The 17,607-nt window shown below is 58.2% G+C and carries 14 protein-coding genes; 9 read left to right on the top strand and 5 right to left on the bottom strand.

Going from position 1 to position 17,607, the window contains the following annotated elements; genetic code table 11:
• Positions 1-22 precede the first annotated feature (22 nt).
• The gene (locus tag GN112_RS18620) at positions 23-388 is read right to left on the bottom strand and encodes a DUF294 nucleotidyltransferase-like/CBS domain-containing protein (protein ID WP_155311596.1); all 366 of its coding nucleotides are present in this window, start codon (positions 386-388) and stop codon (positions 23-25) included.
• A gap of 192 nt (positions 389-580) precedes the next feature.
• Between GN112_RS18620 and GN112_RS18625 the strand changes: the two genes are divergently transcribed.
• The 8 genes from GN112_RS18625 (at position 581) to GN112_RS18660 (ending at position 9,502) form a co-directional block, all read left to right on the top strand.
• Complete coding sequence (locus GN112_RS18625; protein ID WP_155311597.1) at positions 581-1,477, top strand: CBS domain-containing protein; 897 nt, start codon at positions 581-583, stop codon at positions 1,475-1,477.
• Positions 1,478-3,142 carry an ATP-binding protein gene (locus GN112_RS18630; protein ID WP_155311598.1) on the top strand — a complete coding sequence of 555 codons (1,665 nt, stop codon included), beginning with the start codon at positions 1,478-1,480 and terminating at the stop codon, positions 3,140-3,142.
• Complete coding sequence (locus GN112_RS18635; protein ID WP_155311599.1) at positions 3,139-5,403, top strand: histone deacetylase family protein; 2,265 nt, start codon at positions 3,139-3,141, stop codon at positions 5,401-5,403. The genes GN112_RS18630 and GN112_RS18635 overlap by 4 nt, the downstream gene beginning before the upstream one ends.
• Before the next feature lie 227 nt (positions 5,404-5,630).
• Positions 5,631-7,424: a sensor histidine kinase gene (locus GN112_RS18640; RefSeq protein ID WP_162459000.1), complete on the top strand. Its 1,794-nt coding sequence runs from the start codon at positions 5,631-5,633 to the stop codon at positions 7,422-7,424.
• Positions 7,425-7,491: 67 nt separating this feature from the next.
• Entirely contained in the window at positions 7,492-7,947 is a 456-nt protein-coding gene (locus GN112_RS18645; RefSeq protein ID WP_231713899.1) for a response regulator, read from the top strand.
• Between the two features lie 77 nt (positions 7,948-8,024).
• Entirely contained in the window at positions 8,025-8,441 is a 417-nt protein-coding gene (locus tag GN112_RS35320; RefSeq protein WP_155311601.1) for a YkvA family protein, read from the top strand.
• Positions 8,442-8,711: 270 nt separating this feature from the next.
• On the top strand, positions 8,712-9,125 hold the full coding sequence (locus GN112_RS18655) for an isoamylase early set domain-containing protein (protein ID WP_231717061.1): 414 nt from the start codon (positions 8,712-8,714) through the stop codon (positions 9,123-9,125).
• Positions 9,126-9,160: 35 nt separating this feature from the next.
• Positions 9,161-9,502 carry a hypothetical protein gene (locus GN112_RS18660; RefSeq protein WP_155311602.1) on the top strand — a complete coding sequence of 114 codons (342 nt, stop codon included), beginning with the start codon at positions 9,161-9,163 and terminating at the stop codon, positions 9,500-9,502.
• 63 nt (positions 9,503-9,565) lie between these two features.
• Here the strand turns inward: GN112_RS18660 and GN112_RS18665 are convergent, their stop codons facing one another.
• Both GN112_RS18665 and GN112_RS18670 read right to left on the bottom strand, forming a co-directional pair.
• Positions 9,566-10,354: a DUF169 domain-containing protein gene (locus tag GN112_RS18665; RefSeq protein WP_155311603.1), complete on the bottom strand. Its 789-nt coding sequence runs from the start codon at positions 10,352-10,354 to the stop codon at positions 9,566-9,568.
• Between the two features lie 53 nt (positions 10,355-10,407).
• Entirely contained in the window at positions 10,408-10,821 is a 414-nt protein-coding gene (locus tag GN112_RS18670; RefSeq protein WP_155311604.1) for an EamA family transporter, read from the bottom strand.
• A 169-nt stretch (positions 10,822-10,990) separates the two neighbouring features.
• On the opposite strand from GN112_RS18670, the gene GN112_RS18675 reads away from it, so the two are divergent.
• Positions 10,991-14,158, top strand: a complete 3,168-nt coding sequence (locus GN112_RS18675; protein WP_155311605.1) for an AfsR/SARP family transcriptional regulator — start codon at positions 10,991-10,993, stop codon at positions 14,156-14,158.
• Positions 14,159-14,217: 59 nt separating this feature from the next.
• On the opposite strand, the gene GN112_RS18680 is transcribed toward GN112_RS18675, so the two are convergent.
• Positions 14,218-16,242, bottom strand: a complete 2,025-nt coding sequence (locus GN112_RS18680) for a tetratricopeptide repeat protein (RefSeq protein WP_162459001.1) — start codon at positions 16,240-16,242, stop codon at positions 14,218-14,220.
• Positions 16,223-17,587 (bottom strand): P-loop NTPase family protein, encoded by a 1,365-nt coding sequence (locus GN112_RS33640; protein ID WP_162459002.1) that lies wholly within the window; start codon positions 17,585-17,587, stop codon positions 16,223-16,225. Before GN112_RS33640 ends, GN112_RS18680 begins: the two co-directional genes overlap by 20 nt.
• Between the last annotated feature and the right edge of the window lie 20 nt (positions 17,588-17,607).

Below are 17,607 nucleotides of genomic sequence, written 5' to 3' on the forward strand. Positions count from 1 at the left end.
CAGAGCTTTTTTGCCGCGATCCTTACGGGATTTCAATCCCAATACTGGTACATGCGTCCCTGAGCCGGATCCGTCCGATTGGCCGATGGTTCCAGAGTACCGCAATGGTGTTGCGGTTGTGTTTGATCATGACCTCGATGGCCGTGGTAATCGGATCGGTGAGCATCACCGAGGGGGTGGTGGACAGATCCTTGGTGAAAGGAAGCAGAATCTGGCGAATGCTGTTGGGTGGGTGGGTATGCATGGCATCTGCCTCACTGGATGACGATGTGGCACCTCGTGCATCGGCTTGCAGTGTTGTAACAAGGTCGACGGCTTTGAAGCTATAATTAGCAATCCTGATGCCATTTAAAATGGTTGCCGTGACCGGGTGTTGTCCGGGGGGCATTCAGGTGCCGTATCCGTTACCCGGGCGACCAAAAACAACCCTCGGGAACGACCGGCCGGCAGGACGTCACCGGTTCCCGGAGACCTTTTGCGAGGCGTTGTGTCGTCGGCAGGTTCCGCTTTTGCCCGCCGGTGTCCAATGCCAGTAGACAATCGTTTTTAAAAGAGGCGGTTTGCAAAGGAGGCCAAGGCCATGGAAAAGGCTCCGATGAAGAATCCTCCCCGCCAGCGGCGGATATTGCTGGCGGACGATGAAGCGCGGTTTGTCACCCAGATGGCCCGGCTGCTTGAAGCGCGCAATTTCCAGGTGATGACGGCCGGTAACGGGCGCGACGCCCTTGCCCTCATCGAGACCCACCCCTTTGACGCGGTGGTGCTGGATATTCGCATGCCGGTGATGGACGGGATGGCGGCGCTGGAGAAAATCAAGGCAAAAACACCGTCACCGGCGGTGATCATGCTGACCGGTCACGCATCGTTGGACACGGGAATCGAAGCGCTCCGCCGGGGCGCCTTCGATTACCTGATGAAACCCTGTGGCATCGAGGACCTGGTGGCCAAATTGGATGTGGCCTGCCGGGTGGAACAAATTCGGCGCCGGCCCATCCTCTGGCCCCGCTCCCTGGCCGGCGAACTGATTCTGGAAGCGTTCCGGCGCATCATGGATAGCGATCCCCTGCTGGAGGCCTTTTCGATTCTCAATCACCGTTTGCCCCGGATGGCCGGTGAAACCCTGTTTATCGTCGATCATGGCGATCGTCTTGTCGGCCATTTGAGCAAACAGGAAATTCTTGGCTGTGTCACCGGTGGGGCCGCACCGCCGGCAACGACATGGGAGCAGTTGTCGGCCAATCCCCAGTGGCTGCCGGACCGCTCGGTCGGCGAGGTGATGAAACGGGATACGGTCGCCGTCGATCCTCATGTGCCGCTGAAAACAGTGGCCCAGATCATGATCGACAATACCTATCAGACCTTGCCGGTGATTGACAACGATCGGCGGGTGCTCGGCGTGATCCGGTTCAAGGATGTTCTGGTGTACCTGGAAAATGCCGATGCCCAGGGCGATGAACCCATTGAGGAAAGCGATTAAATGAAAAACGACGATCCGCATTTTCGGACCTTGTGGTATCGGGTCCTGGCCGCACTCCTGGGGGCGGCATTCATTCCGCTGGTGACCATTGGCGGTATTTTCTCCATTTATGCGGTCTCCATCTTCAAAACCAGAACCCTTGAAATGCTGGTTCGGGATGCCACCCTGAGACAGTGGCATCTTGACCGGTTCCTGCAAGACCGCATTCTGGAACTTGGATGGGTGGCCCGCGTCCCTTCCGCCATTCTCACCGACCAGGAGCGTTTCGATGCCTACGCCCGGGACCTGATCCGCGAGCGGCCCTGGATGAACGATCTGGCCATTTTCGACCTGGATGGCAACCAGCTGGCCTATACGGGCCATTATGCCCGGCAGACCGGCAACTACAGCGGGCGCGAGTGGTTCCGCAAGGCGCGGGACGCAGGAAGCTGCATCAGTGACATGGAACTGGGGAATCGGCAGCTTCCGCACATCAGTATTGCCGTCCGCGGCCAGGGACGTCTCCAGGACCTGATCATCCGGGCCAGCGTCGATTCAAAGCAGATCCACCGGCAAATGAATCCGGAGCAAAAGGCCTTTTTCTCAGCGAATGTTTTTTTGGTCAATCAGAATGGCCGGTACCAGATTCCTCCGCCGTCCGGTGGACAGATCATGGGGCCTTCGGACATCGGTGCCCAGGATCGGTTTGACGGGATCCGGACGCGCACGGACGGCGACACGATCCTCATGACCACCTGGCTTCAGGCGGCACCGTGGATACTGGCGGTGCACTATGAAAAGGACGCCGTGTATGCGCCGGCCGTCGAAATGCGGCTTCTGTCGCTTTGGGCGCTCTTGATCGGCGGCTTTTTGATTGTCTGCTTCGTTCTGCTCACGGCCGACGCCCTGGTCAGCCGACTGGAGGCCACCCGACAGCGGATCGGGCATCTGAACCGGCAGCTTCGCCGGAGCAGCTTCATGACCTCGGCCATGGAACTGGGAACCGGACTGCTTCGGGAAATCATCGATCGACTGTCCAGCATCACGGTGGCGGCCCAGTGGCTGGAAACCCATCTGGCGGACAACCTGACACCGCCGGTGAACGAGGACATCCGGCAGATCAGCGAATCGGCAACCGTGGGCCGGGAGCGTCTCAACCAGTTTCTCTCCATTTTTGACCAGCAGACGTCCATGATCACCGCCGTGAATCTTGAAAGCGTTGTCAAAACACTGCTCACCTGGTTACAACAGGAACTGACCCTTCGATGTATCCGTGTGGAATGGGAGGTGGAAAACGATCTTCCCGAAATCCGGTCCGACGAGGTAAAATTGCGGCATGCCATTCAGAACCTGCTGATCAATGCGATCCATGCAGTGAATCAACATGGCGTGATTCAAATTACCTTGACCCGTGAGAACAAGGGCGTGGCCATGACCATTGCCGACAACGGTCCCGGAATTCCGGAGGCGGAGCGGGAGAAGATCTTCGAGCCGCTTTATACCACCAAGTCCGACGGCACCGGTCTGGGATTGCCTGTTGCCCGGGATGTCATCCAGGCCCTGGGCGGTTCGCTAATTTTGCTGCAAACCACATCTGCCGGCACCGCCTTCAGGCTTTTCCTGCCCTGTGATCTGGGCGCGTCACCGGTGGTGGCCGGCGCAACGGATGCGAACGCTGAAACATGATCAAACGCGAGCATATCCAACTGGCCCTCGATGCCATTCATCACGTTGACCGGGAATCGGGATACGGGCTCCAGGCCCTTTTCGACGACCAGCGCATCCGTATCGCCCCCGATTCCGGCGGCCAGACGGAAGACTCGGAGGGGAAAGGGTTTCTCTACTATTTCGAGGGGGAACGCGTTGACGTTCCCAAAACCGCTTTTGTGGCCGACGGTATCGCCACCCTCGAACAGTCCCTGGTTTTCAAGTGGGGTGAACTTCGCGAAAAGCAGCTTCGGGTGGGCACCTGGATTTCCGGAAATATTCACCAGCTGGCCGGTGATATTCGGCGGGCCGGTGCCGAGCTGCAGGTGGATTATGAACTGCAACGCCTGAAAAACCGGCCGGCCAACCTGGAGGCATCCGTGGCCTTGCCCGCGGCCCAATCGCCGGGCCCCCATTTTTCCGGCCATCTGGTGGCCGGGATGCCGGCCCAATTCGTTCCTTTGCCCCTCACCCGGCAGATGCTTCTGCAAGTGGCCGGACAGCGCTTCGAATTCTTCAGCGTCCGTTTCCTGCTCGACAGCTGGGCCGACGGCTCCTTTCCATTTATTTATGCGTGTATCGCTGGTGGGCAGCTGCTGGGCCTGGTCAAGCTCCAACGCCATCGGCACGCGATCAACGACCGTTTTGAAATCAAGTATATCGCCCGGCGGGCGCCGCAGTACGACGACACCGAAACCTCGGCCAGGGGCGTCGGCACATTCATGCTGGCCGGCGTCTGGATGCTGTGGCACACGTTTGCCCCCGACGTGCGCCATATCTTCCTGGACGGTGAGGTGGGGGCCCGAAAATTCTATCTGGACGCCGGGTTCACGGAGCAGCGCCTGTGCCGCTATGTCCTGGAAACCCCTGCCGGCTACCTGTTGGCGACGATTGCCGACATGGCCGATGATCCACGGGCGCCCGCCGGAACGGTCAAGGACCGGCTGGAGTCGCTCATCCGTACGTCCATCAAGGAACTCGGCCGGGCTCGCCGGGGGCGGCGGAACCCCGAGCCGCTCCTGGCGTTTATCAAACGCTGTCTGGTCTGCCGGCACCAGCCCTATCCGGCAACCACCGCCCTGGCCCTGCTGCTCAAAAACCAGACGCGCATCGCCGAAGCCACGGCCCTGATCGATATGGCCACCCGCACGGGCAAGGTGCGGATCAGCGGCGAAACGCCGAATTCGCAGACCACCATCCTGGTGGTGGACGACCCGCGATTTGGCCTGCACCTGAAAAATGTGTTTCACCTGGAAAGTCCCCGGCGCTTCGACGCCTTTTGCCGCGCCCTGGCCCACCCGAGCATTGCCGGCCGGTGGCATTCCATGATGGTCGAGCCGGCCGACCGTGAACAGTTGCTGTGGGTACACGCGGCCGACTACATTGCCCGGCTGGAAAAAACCGCGGGCCGCCAGCTGGTCACCCTGGACATGGATACCCAGACCACGGAGCACTCCTGGGAGGTGGCCTGCCTGGCAGTCGGCGGCGTGTTTCGGTTGATGGACGGCATCTGCAGCGGCCGGGCCAGCCGGGGTGTGGCCGCCGTGCGTCCCCCCGGGCACCACGCCGAGCCGGATCAGGCCATGGGCTTCTGCCTGCTCAACAACGCGGCCCTGGCCGCCCGCTACCTGCAGAAGATGCACGGCCTCAAACGCGTCATGATCATCGATCTGGACGCCCATCATGGAAACGGCACCCAAACCGCTTTTTATGACGACGCTTCGGTACTGTACCTCTCCACCCACGGTTATCCGGCGTATCCGGGTACCGGCAGCCTCGGTGAGATCGGCCAGGGGCCTGGAAAAGGCTTTACCGTAAACATTCCTATGGACAAAGGGGCCGGCGACAGGGCCTTTGAAGCTGTTTTCCGGCGGATCGTCGATCCGCTGACCCACGCATTCGGGCCTGAATTCATCGTGGTGTCACTGGGCTTCGATCTCTACCTGCACGATCGGCTGGGGGGGATGAAGGTAACCCCGGAAGGCTATGGGATGCTTACCCGCATGCTGCTCCGCATGGCCACACGGGTGTGCGGCGGACGAATCGCCTTTATTCTCGAAGGCGGCTACAGTGTCAAGGGTATCGAGGTGTGCGGGTTGCGTTTTCTCCAAGAACTCTGCAACACCGATCCGGATGCCGGGACAGAAGAAGAGCGGCGAAACCCGAGGTCAGCCTTCGTTCCCGCCGTCATCGCCAAGGTGATCAGCGTCCAGAAGCCGTTCTGGCCGCAACTTTTCTGACCGTAGCGATACCCACGGTGGCAAGAGACACAGTTGTCACCACGCGGTGGACACCCCGTCGCCAAGTGCCCTGAAAGAGCCCTTGACCATTAATAATTAACTGATATTTCTGGATAAAAAAAAGTGGCGGCAATTATTTTTTTGGCATGCTCCTTGATTTGGAAATACGACAACAACGTCGCGTGGCCGGGCAAGGGCCGCGACCCCCCATTGCGGAAGGAGGCGATATGCAAGATTTACCATCGGATCATTTGCAAAATGGAGATACCCCCAGCCCCGATGAAGATCGCCAGGCTCGATACAGACGGCTTTTTTATCGGTTTGTGCTACTGACATTGGTCTGTTCCGTCGTTCCCCTGCTGCTGGTGGGATGGGGCATGAATATCAAATACAACCGGTTGGGCGAAGAGCAGGTAATGACGGAATTTCGTAAAGAGGTGCAGCACCACCGCAAGGTCATCGAGCTGTTTCTTGAGGAGCAAAGCGACAAACTGGCGCTGATGGCCGCCACCCACAGCCGTCAGAATTTTTCCCGACCCGGGTTCCTGCGATCGACCTTCGACCTGTTCAATAAGGAGCACTGGACCCTGACCGACCTCGGGGTGATCGACGACCAGGGCGACCATCTGGCCTATGTGGGCCCCTATGACCTGCTGGACAAGAATTACAAGGATGCCCACTGGTTCAAGATGGTCATGGAAAAAGGTCTGTACATCAGCGACATGTTCATGGGGTTTCGCCGGGAACCGCATTTCATCATCGCCGTTCGGGGAAACGATACCGACGGGCCCTGGACCCTGAGGGCCACCGTGGACACGGAAGCCTTCCGGTCGTTGGTGGAGAATGTCATGATCGGCCGGACCGGGGAAGTCTTTCTCGTCAACCGGGAGGGCATTTACCAGACCACACCCCGGTACAGCGGCCGGATTATGGAGCCTGCCGCCATTGACGTGGGCGAGGTCCATCCGGGGATTCGGGTGCGGCAGGAGGCGGCCGATGCCGGTTTCAACGGCGAGCGGTCGGTGCGGCAGATCGTGAGCACGGCCTGGCTGGAAACCCCGCAATGGATGCTGGTGGTCCGCCAGGACAAGGACGAAGCCTTCGGGGCTGAAAACCAGGCCAACTTCTCGGTATTGATCTTCCTGCACGTCACCGCGGCCACGATCCTGGTGGTGACGATTCTGGTCACCCGCTACATGCTCAACCTCGTCAAGCGCAAGGATGCCGAGGCCGATGCGCTGAACAGCCAGCTCATGCAGACGAGCAAAATGGCCTCCATCGGCGAGTTGTCCGCAGGGGTGGCCCATGAGATCAACAACCCCCTGGCGATCATCTCCACGGAGCGGGAGATTGTTCTGGACGCCTATCGGCGGGTCGGTGACATGGATGCGGAATTCGGCGTCCAACTGGACGACTCTCTGAATCAGATCGACGTCCAGATCAAGCGCTGCAAGCGCATTACCCACAACCTGCTGCGCTTTTCCCGCCGCACGCAGTCGGTTATCGACACGGTGGACATCAACGCCTTTATCGGTGAGGTGGTCGACCTGATGGCACGGGAGGCCAAGTCTTCCGGCATCAGCTTTCTCGAGGAGTTGTCACCCGAGGTCCCGCCGATTCTGTCGGACCTGTCCCAGTTGCAGCAGGTTTTCCTCAACCTCATCACCAACGCCATCGACGCCCATGAGAACAAACAATACGGTTCCATCTCCATCCGCACCAATTACCTGGAACCCGATGGCATCGTGGAGATCGTGGTTTCGGATACCGGCAGCGGCATTCCGGAAGAAAAGCTGGCCAAAATTTTCGACCCCTTCTTCACCACCAAACCCATGGGGCGGGGAACGGGTCTTGGCCTTTCGATCTGTTACGGCATCATCCAGCGACTGGGCGGTGAGATCAGCGTGAAAAGCGTTGTCAACCAGGGAACCGATTTCACCATCCGGCTGCCATTGCGGTCGCCGGATGCCCAGCCCGATTCTGTCCATGCATATGACCAACAAGTGGAAAAGGCCGCATAAACGTATCATCCATCGGGCAGCGTCAGCGCTTCGGGCGGGCGGCGCCCCTATCGAACGAAAGGAGATCATGATGATCGGATCCAAAATACTGCTGGTCGATGACGAAGTCATTTTTGCCAAAAACATGAGCCGTCTGCTGGACGCCCGAGGGTACCAGAGCACGGCGGTCAATAGTGGCGCAGAGGCCATCCGGGAGCTTGAAAACGGGAATTTCGATGTGGTTGTGCTGGACCTGAAGATGCCCGGCATGGACGGTCTGACGACCCTGAAGGAGATCAAGAAGCTGGGCCTGTTTACCCAGACCCTGATGCTGACGGGCCATGGTTCCATCGACTCGGCGCTGGAGGCGGTCAAGCTGGGGGCCTACGATTATCTCACCAAACCCTGCGAAATCGATGAACTGACCGCCAAAATCGAGGGGGCCTGGGACAAAAAGGATGATCTTGAGAAAAAGGATATCCAGGACAAGATTCAGAAGGTGGTCGAATCCCCCCGGGATGCCATGCGGTTGTTTTCCAAATAGAGGATTCGCGGCGGCGCCCGACATGGTGTGTCCTTGTTGCCGGCCGGAAGGTCGCTGCTTCCACAGATGAGAAAAGTATGCCCCCTGAGTCGAGTTGGATAAAGCGATGGACCTTACGGGTCCAACGGTTGAAAACAGAAATCCACGCCCTCTCCCTGGCCTGCCGGGACCCCCGGGTTCCCCGGCAGGCCAAGCTCGTGGCGATCCTGGTGGTGGCTTACGCCCTGAGCCCCATCGATCTGATTCCCGATTTCGTTCCCGTCCTGGGTTATCTGGACGATCTGATCATCCTGCCCCTGGGCATCCTGCTCTGCCTGAAGATGATCCCCGCCGAAATCCTGCAAGAGTGTCGTGAGCAGGCCGGCATGGCGCCGCCCGCGGAAAAGTCCGGCGCCCTTTTTGGTGCCCTGATCGTGGTCACCCTGTGGCTGCTGATCGGTGCCGGTGTTGCCGTCTGGGCCAAGACGATCATGGCCCGGGCCTCTTTACCGTAAGGCCCGCCTTTGTTGACCCCCGCCCCATTTCCCCTAGGGCAGGCGACGCCTGCCCTTTTCTTTTGCATGTCAATCCACACTGGACCCTGTTCAAATCGGAGATGAACAATGTCTCCCGAAACCACAAGACCGTGATTTGCTTTCGATTTAGTTAGAATATTATAATAGCAAGCAGGCGTCTTACGATTTACGGCGACCCATTGGCGTGTAATAAAGTGAAGGCGCAAGCAGAACAGATGAGTCTGCTTGCGCCTTTTGGATTTTCGTGCCTTGACCAATATTTTATCCATGAGAAGCAACTATAATGCGATGCAAAGCAATGCTAATCCATGGGGGACCATCACATCTCGAACAACAAAATATAGGAGGGGAGCAATGGGTATCCAAAAACAATTTTTAAAGCGCAAACCGATATGTAAGGTTACCTTCAAAATTGCAAAAGCAGTTGCCAATGCAAGTCAAAGCGCTCACGTCGTGGGGGAGTTCAACGGCTGGTCGATTTCCGCAACCCCCATGAAAAAACTGAAGAACGGGGCTTTCAAAACAACCGTCGATCTTAAGATCGGCCGGTCTTATCAGTTCCGGTATCTTTTAGACAAATATAATTGGGAAAATGATCCCGAAGCCGACGGGCTTTTGCCCACGCCGTTTGGCGACAGCCGGAATTCGGTAATTCGTCTATAACAATCTTGCTCTGGGGATTATAGCGAGGTGAAACCATGCACAGAAAAAGAACTGAACAAAAAAACGATCCGCGTATCATCAAACGGAGCCCCACTGAGGTTGCCGTCATCTGCAGTCCCTTTACCAGCAGCGGCATGAACAGCGCTACCGATGGCGTAATGTATAACTTCTCCACCCACGGCAGCTATCTTGAAGCACGAAAAAAGTTCAATACCGGCACCATTCTTATTGTGAGAACCGTCGGTCACAAAAAGGTTTCGTTATCCAAGGAAGATGCCAACCCGCGACTTATTGGTCTGGCGGAAATCAAATGGCTGAAACGAATTGACGACAAGGAAAAGCATCGATATGGGATCGGGCTGCAATACATACTATGAGAAACGGCGGCTCAGGAAAGTTGCGTTTTTCCTGAAGCCGTTGTTTTTTACACAAAGGATTGATCAACTCCAATCCGTTGATATCTTTAACCGTTTCCAGGCCCTGGTCCCCAACACGCTTTCCGGCCATACCGCCACCATCTTTTTAAACAGGCTAAAGGGAACAACATAGGTCAGGCCCCCTGTTTTAAGGTACTTGAGGCCGTTTATATCAAAGCAGCCGACCACTGCCTTTTGTTCTCCCATGCAAAGCAATTTTCTGGGCCATGCGATCAAGTTGCAGCAGGCCATGCCAAAGGGGGTGCATACCGCTTGGGGGTCACGGGTCACAAAGGTCGTCAACCCATTCAGACCGATCAGGGCCCCGGGGCCTGGGAAAAAGGCCACCAGTTCGGGCTGCTCATCTTTTTTAAACAACCCCAGGGGCTGGGTCACCAGGAAACGGCCCGTTGCCCGGGGCGGCTCAAACCCATCATAAAAGGCTTTTCCGGTTTCCGGACCGTCCACATAACGCTCCCCTTCAAAACGCCCGGGAATGCCTGTTGAGAGGAGATCCGGCTCAAAGTCCTCGTAATGGGGTTTGAATCCCATGAAAAAGGCCCCGCCCAGGCAGCCATAACGGGTATGGTCAAAATAGGCCGCCTTATTTTCACGACAGGCCCGCCGTACTTTTCCCAACACGCAGGAATTCCAGTGCATCTCTCCGTCCGGGGCCTCTGCCAGTCGGCCCAGGGGAACCTGGGCTCTGGGGGCATATCCCGATGAGGGCTGCCGGTCTGTGTAAAAGATGCCTAGTGGCTCTTGGGTAAGGCCCAACGCTTCCATTAACGGTTCATGTTTTAACGGTTCCATTTCCTTCTCCTTTGGCCAAAGGGCTCGCGAAAAGTTATTTCTTACCTACAGACTCAGCTGGTAAAAAAATAGATGGCTGCAAAGGCGCTGATAATGCCCAGCCCCTCCCTCAGGGTAATGGGTTCTTTTAGCACCAGCCATCCCAAAGCAAGGGTAATCACTGGTGACAATGACGTGAACATGGCGACCACAGACACCTTTCCGGACTTGACGGCAAAAAGAAATCCAAGGGCACCGGTAAGGCCCAGGATCCCGGTAAAAATGGCCAGGCAAATGCCTTTGGGATTGATATCGGGCCTGAAATCAAGCAGGGAGAGAACCACGCTGCCCACGATAATGGAACCCACAACTTCATAGACCATGGCGCTCATGGGGTGGATGTACCGGGTGGTGATCTTGGGGATGAAGCTCCATACGCCCCAGCATACCAGGGTCAGGGAGGCGGGCAAAATCCATTGGGATAGCATTGGGCAAATCTCCTTTTTTCTATTTTCAGGTTAAGTTTGGAAGACTTGCCTTCCTAAGTAACAAGCCAACGTTCCGATTCCGTTCCCCAAAGCGTGACACGGGCGTTTCCAATTAAAAATTGTCAAGCCCCGGGGGATAAGATAAGTTTCCGCCCAGGAGAACCAGCCCATGACCCAGATTGAATTTTTATTCTTCGGTCCCCCATGTTTCCGCGTGAACGGTACGGCAGTAAAGATCGGCCGGCGAAAGGCCGTTGCCCTGGCCGCCTACCTGGCTGTTACCGGGAAAGTCCATTCCAGGGAAAAGCTGGCTACCATGTTCTGGCCGGAAAGCGACCCGGCAAGGTCCAGGGCATCGCTTCGCAAGGCCCTCTGGCTCATGGCAAAGACGCTGGGAACGTCCTGGCTGAGCATCGACAGGGAAACCATCGGTTTTGTACCCCATGCAAACCTGCAGGTGGATGTGAACCGGTTCCTGGAATGTGCCGCCGTGCTTCCCCAAAAGGAGGGCGAGGTGGGGGAAAACCGCCCGGAGCCCTTCCAACCGGAACGGATCAACGCGCTGGAAGAAGCTGCGCAGATCTGCAAACGCTCGTTTCTTTCGGGTTTTTCCCTCAACGATGCCCCGGATTTCGAGGACTGGCAGCTGGAGCAGGCTGAGTACTTGAAAGGCCGGGCCGCTGAAGTCCTGGGATTCCTTGCCCGTTTTGGGATCAACCGGGGCACGTATTCACAAGCGGTTTCCCATGCCCGGCAACTGGTGGCCCTGGATCCCCTGGATGAAGGCGCGCAGCGGCTGCTGATCCGCCTTTACGAGAAGGCAGGACACCCCGGCCTTGCCATCCGTCAGTATGAGAAATGCAAAGCCCTGCTGGAAAAGGAACTGGGCGTCCTGCCCGAAGATAAGACAACCGCCCTTGGGGAACGTATCCGCAACACCAACCGGGATGGGCAGATCAATTCAGACAATGCCCCGCCCCGGACCAACCTGCCGGCCCGGTCCACATGCTTCGTGGGCCGAAAGGATGACATAAACGCTTTGGTGGGAAAGATAACGGCTCCGGAAGTGCGGCTTCTTACCCTGACCGGGCCGGGAGGCATCGGCAAGACCCGGCTGGCCCTTGAGCTTGCAGAAATCCTCATGAATTGTTTTCCCGATGGGGTGTTTTTTATCGGGATGGCAGGCTTACGGACACCCGGCGAGCTTGCTGGCGAACTGCTCAAGGCCCTGGGGCCGGAATCCGACAGGAAAACCGGATTGGAAGGGCAGATCGTCAATTTTCTGCGGCACAGGAAAGCCTTGCTGGTGATGGACAATTTCGAACACCTGGCCGAAGGGGGAGGTCTTGTCCTAACATTGCTGGAACAGGCACCCAATCTTAATATTCTGGTCACATCAAGAATCCGGCTGATGCTCGAGGGTGAGCATCTCTTCCCTGTTCCGGATCTTTCCCGCCCCCCTCTGTCCGGCCGTGAAAAGGCGGTCGCCATATGCCGGGCCGAGGAAACCTGGGACGCGGTCGCCCTTTTCCTTTCCGCTGCCAGGAGAGTCAGGCCGACTGTCAAATTGGATGCGGATAATTTTCAGGCCGTATCACGGATCTGCGACCTGACCGGGGGCATGCCGCTGGCCCTGATCCTGGCGGCCGGATGGATGGATGTATTCCCCCCGGAAAAAATCGCGGACAGGATTCGGGAAAGCCTGGATTTTTTAAGAACCGATATCCGGGATATGCCTGAACGCCATCAGAGCATCCTGGCTGTATTGGACACCTCCTGGACCTGTCTGTCCAAAGAAGAGAAAGACCTTTTGATGAAACTTGCCGCTTTCCGGCACAGTTTTACGCTTGAGGCGGTTTCCCGGGTCATGGAAATCGAGCCTGAAACGGCCGTTCGCCGGACAACGGGGCTGGCAAGAAAGTCCCTGCTCCGGGCGGATCCCGAAACCGGGCGTTTTGAAATGCATCCCTTGTTAAGGCAGTATGCCGGGAAACGACTGTCGGCATCCGGTCTGGAGGATGAGGTATTGGATGCCCATAAACACCATTACCTGGACCTGGCGCGCGACAATGAACCGGGCTTGATCGGTGAACGCATGCTGGCCTGCCGCGAAAAGATGGATGCCGAATTCCCCAATATCCGCCAGGCATGGTTCAGAGCCGTGGATCAGCAGGATCTTTTTGCCCTGATCCGTGCGGTAAAAGGGGTATACGTCTATTTTGACATGCACACCCGGTATCATGAAAGCAAGGCCCTGTTTCAACCGGCCAAAACCCTGGTCATGGAAATGGCCGGTGCCGAACCTTGCCCGGATATGGCCCTGATTCCCCTTTGCTGGCTGGACATGGCAACAACGGAGCGTCTCGCTGCCCGGCAGGCATCGGAACTCAAGGACCGGGCCGGGCAGTGGCTGAGGCTGGCCGTAAAGCGCAAAGACCGATCCGGCAGGGCCTACGCCCTGTTGCTGATGGGGGCCGTGGCCCAGAAAGAAAAAGCCTGGGACAAGGCCATCCGCCTCTTTGGCCTGGGCCTCAAGGCGTATCCCGGAATTGAACGGGCCTTCTGGGTAACGGTCCGCATGGGGTTATGCCGGCAGGCCCAGGGCCGGATGGACAAGGCCATCGAATATTTCAGACAGGGCCACAAGGCCGGAACCGAAGCCGGCGATGAGATTAAAAAGGCATGGACCCTTTGCAATATCGGGATCTGCGAAGTGGGCAAGGGCAACCTTGAATCCGGTCAACCCCCACTTCAGGCGGCTGCAGACGCCTTCGACCGGATCAGGGCGCCCATAGGCATGATGACCGCATACGAGGAACTGGGCCTGATCTCCCTGCTCAACGGAGACCTGGCCAGGGCCGATTCCCTGACGGATCGGGTCTTGGATATCGCCAAGGATCTTGGTCTGGCCCTGCCACGGTTTAAAAATGCGCTTGCCCTCAAGGGCCTCATCTCCATTGCAGCCGACCACCCCCGCCGTGCCGAAACCTTTCTTATCCAGGCACAGGAGGGCGGGCAACCCCTTTTCATGGCCCACCTGGGAATGACCTTTCTTGCCTGCCTGACAAAAGATCCTGCAAATGCCCGATTCCACTTGGAGGCTGCGGATAAAACTTTGCCATCGGTGCATAAGCCCCATTTGAATCTTTTATATTTGCTGGCCCGGGCCTGGGTGTGGGTTGCGGCCGGCCAGGACCTGCAGGCAGCCGAGGCCCTCGGTGCTGTCTATCATCACCCGCTCTATCCGGTCGGGCTTTTCCGGGTTTGGAACCTGCCCGGGCAGCTTCTTGGCCGCTTGAAGTCCGGGATGGCCCCGTCATTGGCGATGGACGGGTAGTTGTCAGAACAGGCCCTCAAAGCAATAAAAATGGGTAAGGTCACTCATGAACGAATACGTCATGGGTTAACTTGACTTTTTTTAGAGGGCAGGGCACGGGCAATTTCCTGGCTTTCGCGCTGGGCCGCGCGAGCCGCCTCCAGGTTTCCCAGATCCCGTTCCACACCGCCCACGTTATCCAGGGAGACGGACAGGTCACGCAGGGACTGCGGGGTATCGCCAAGGCTCTGGCGCAGGCCGCGGGCAATCTCCAGGCTTTCGCGGTAGGCGCTGCCTGCCGCCTCCAGGTTTCCCAGATCCCGTTCCACCCGGCCCACGTTATTCAGGGAGACGGACAGGTCACGCAGGGACTGCGGGGTATCGCCCAGGCTCTGGCGCAGGCCGCGGGCAATCTCCAGGCTTTCGCGGTAGGCGCTGCCTGCCGCCTCCAGGTTTCCCAGATCCCGTTCCACATCGCCCACGTTATCCAGGCAGACGGACAGGTCACGCAGGGACTGCGGGGTATCGTCCAGGCTCTGGCGCAGGCCGCGGAAAATCTCCAGGCTTTCGCGGTAGGCGGTGCCTGCCGCCTCCAGGTTTCCCAGATCCCGTTCCACATCGCCCACGTTATCCAGGGAGACGGACAGGTCACGCAGGGACTGCGGGGTATCGCCCAGGCTCTGGCGCAGGCCGCGGGCAAGCTCCAGGCTTTCGCGGTAGGCGGTGCCTGCCGCCTCCAGGTTTCCCAGATCCCGTTCCACACCGCCCACGTTATCCAGGGAGACGGACAGGTCACGCAGGGACTGCGGGGTATCGTCCAGGCTCTGGCGCAGGCCGCGGCGTATCTCCAGGCTTTCGCGGTAGGCGCTGCCTGCCGCCTCCAGGTTTCCCAGATCCCGTTCCACACCGCTCACGTTATCCAGGGCAACGGACAGGTCACGCAGGGACTGCGGGGTATCGCCCAGGCTCTGGCGCAGGCCGCGGGCAATCTCCAGGCTTTCGCGGTAGGCGGTGCCTGCCGCCTCCAGGTTTCCCAGATCTCGTTCCACCCGGCCCACGTTATCCAGGGCAACGGACAGGTCACGCAGGGACTGCGGGGTATCGTCCAGGCTCTGGCGCAGGCCGCGGCGTATCTCCAGGCTTTCGCGGTAGGCGGTGCCTGCCGCCTCCAGGTTTCCCAGATCCCGTTCCACACCGCCCACGTTATTCAGGGCAACGGACAGGTCACGCAGGGACTGCGGGGTATCGCCAAGGCTCTGGCGCAGGCCGCGGCGTATCTCCAGGCTTTCGCGGTAGGCGCTGCCTGCCGCCTCCAGGTTTCCCAGATCCCGTTCCACACCGCCCACGTTATCCAGGGAGACGGACAGGTCACGCAGGGACTGCGGGGTATCGCCAAGGCTCTGGCGCAACAAACGGGCAAGATCATAAGCCTGGCGGGCAATTGTCTGCGCCCCAGGGAGGTCGCCGCGATCCAACGCCGCGTCGACGGCCTCGAATCCGTCCCAGGGATTGATTTTTGACCTGTCTGGGGTCGTGGCCCAGAGTCGATGCCACTCCTGTTCAGATGCGCTTGGTGGCATCGTGCCATTATCCTGGCTTGGGGGGGAGGGCTTGGCTGCGATCGGTTCATCGCCAGCTATCGGTACCGGAAGGGTGGCCGTGAATGTGCGGACAGCCCAGAGATCGGGCGCCTCGATGGGAAGGCGGCCACGGCATGCCTGCGGCAGCACGAGCACCAGTGGTAGGCGCACATCGCGTTCCAGTAAGAACCGTCTTTCGTTCAACCGATTCAGAAAGCCGCGCCTGGCGGTCTCCCACACGGGTTCCATGGCTTGCCGCCACAGCTCAACCCATATGGGGCCGTGCCCCAAGCCGGGACGACAGCTCAGCACGGCATCGGCCAGAGCCTCGATGTCCTCTGCCGACGAAGGGGTGAAGCGATGCATGCGCGCGGTACGCAGTTGCAGACGATCCGCCAGATGTTGACGCAGAAGGGCGACCGGAACCGGATGATTGGCAAAGATCAGAATCAGGCTGAAACCCTGCGCCCATTCCAGATGCGGGCGCAGTTGGATCCACAGGGAATCAATCTCGTCCTTGATCAATGGGTGTGACCTCTTTATGCAGGAGGGGATGCACATCGTACCAGTCTTCACCATTTTGATACTGCAGCACATATTTGCCTTGCTGAAGCCTGGCGAAGTTCGGCAGGGCATCCCGATTGGGGAGTTCGGGCTTGTGGCGGGCCATGATTTTTTCCAGCCATTTGAGATCGTCTTCAGCAATCGGCAGCATGTCGTTGCGCACCGCGTCCTCCGCATCTACCAGAAACGCGTCGGGGACCGGCAGCTGTTGTTGGCCGGGGGAACGGGCAATGACCAATCGCAGCATGCGGAAAAAATCCCGCAGATCACCGCCCGAGCTCTCGGCGAGTCGGTTGAGCTGCTCCGCGGAGAAAAAGGCCTGCCAGTCCGGATACCGTCTTTCCACGATCGCGGGCATTTTTTTAAGCCCATCCGGGTAAGGTTCGGGCCGTTGACCGACGCCAGGACAGCATCGGTAAATGTGAACGCTCGGCAGCGAGTAGATGCGCCCGCCCGCATAATAGGCTCCCAGCCCACCGGCCAGGGCGGAAAGGTAGGGGGGGACGGTATAAACGGTGTTGAGTCCTGTAAATCGAAGTTTTTCCGCATGGGATGCAAACAGTGTCTCCGCGCTTTTGAAGACCTCATTCACGTCCTTGGAATCGCCGACGCCGTGCAATCGTTCCACCGAATCGACAATCAGTACGATTTTTTTATCGGGTGTCGCACGTTCGCGGCGTATGGTTTGAACCGCTTCCCCGACAAAATCGCGTGCCTGCTTGACCAGCTTTTCCACCAACCCGCGGGTTTTTCTCTGGAGCTCGGACTTGAAACTCGGATTGTGATGCAGCGATGCTTTCAGCTCTAAGGCTCCGGCGGGGATCGCGATTTCGTCGAACCGAACATCGGTTTTTAAAAACGACCAGACCCGTTCAAAGAATCCCTGGCTGCCAGGCGCCTTGCCGATCCGCGTTTCGACCTTCTCGGAAAATGCGCCTAAAATTGCGATCAGAAAATCAGTGATTTCTATACGTTGGGTTAGCGTCAAATATTCGGATAAATCGGCATAAAATACTTCGCAACCGAAATCGTGCAGGATCTTCGCCAAGCGCAGCAACTCGGTTGTTTTGCCTGTCCCCCGGTTGCCGGTGAACAGATAGGCACCGGCGCTGGCAGAAAAATCGATATGGGCGGCCAATTCCTGGACCGGGTCGCGTTGACCGGTTCCATGAATGTGCTCGACATAGACGCTTGAGTCCAGGCTGTTTTCAACCAGATCCCGGACTCCGAAGTTTATCGGCCGATCCAAATCCAATGCGTTATAAAAGGTTTTGGCGCGGTCGCGGATGCTACTGGCATTTGTCATGGGGGATGCTCGATTCGGTG

The organism is Desulfosarcina ovata subsp. ovata, from assembly GCF_009689005.1.
In the GTDB taxonomy this organism is placed as follows: Bacteria; Desulfobacterota; Desulfobacteria; order Desulfobacterales; family Desulfosarcinaceae; genus Desulfosarcina; species Desulfosarcina ovata.

Excerpts from the sequence above, each read along its gene's own strand:
- GN112_RS18620 (WP_155311596.1), bottom strand. The coding sequence starts at position 388 with ATGCCCCCCGGACAACACCCGGTCACGGCAACCATTTTAAATGGCATC.
- GN112_RS18625 (WP_155311597.1), top strand. The coding sequence starts at position 581 with ATGGAAAAGGCTCCGATGAAGAATCCTCCCCGCCAGCGGCGGATATTG.
- GN112_RS18630 (WP_155311598.1), top strand. The coding sequence starts at position 1,478 with ATGAAAAACGACGATCCGCATTTTCGGACCTTGTGGTATCGGGTCCTG.
- GN112_RS18635 (WP_155311599.1), top strand. The coding sequence starts at position 3,139 with ATGATCAAACGCGAGCATATCCAACTGGCCCTCGATGCCATTCATCAC.
- GN112_RS18640 (WP_162459000.1), top strand. The coding sequence starts at position 5,631 with ATGCAAGATTTACCATCGGATCATTTGCAAAATGGAGATACCCCCAGC.
- GN112_RS18645 (WP_231713899.1), top strand. The coding sequence starts at position 7,492 with ATGATGATCGGATCCAAAATACTGCTGGTCGATGACGAAGTCATTTTT.
- GN112_RS35320 (WP_155311601.1), top strand. The coding sequence starts at position 8,025 with ATGCCCCCTGAGTCGAGTTGGATAAAGCGATGGACCTTACGGGTCCAA.
- GN112_RS18660 (WP_155311602.1), top strand. The coding sequence starts at position 9,161 with ATGCACAGAAAAAGAACTGAACAAAAAAACGATCCGCGTATCATCAAA.
- GN112_RS18665 (WP_155311603.1), bottom strand. The coding sequence starts at position 10,354 with ATGGAACCGTTAAAACATGAACCGTTAATGGAAGCGTTGGGCCTTACC.
- GN112_RS18670 (WP_155311604.1), bottom strand. The coding sequence starts at position 10,821 with ATGCTATCCCAATGGATTTTGCCCGCCTCCCTGACCCTGGTATGCTGG.
- GN112_RS18675 (WP_155311605.1), top strand. The coding sequence starts at position 10,991 with ATGACCCAGATTGAATTTTTATTCTTCGGTCCCCCATGTTTCCGCGTG.
- GN112_RS33640 (WP_162459002.1), bottom strand. The coding sequence starts at position 17,587 with ATGACAAATGCCAGTAGCATCCGCGACCGCGCCAAAACCTTTTATAAC.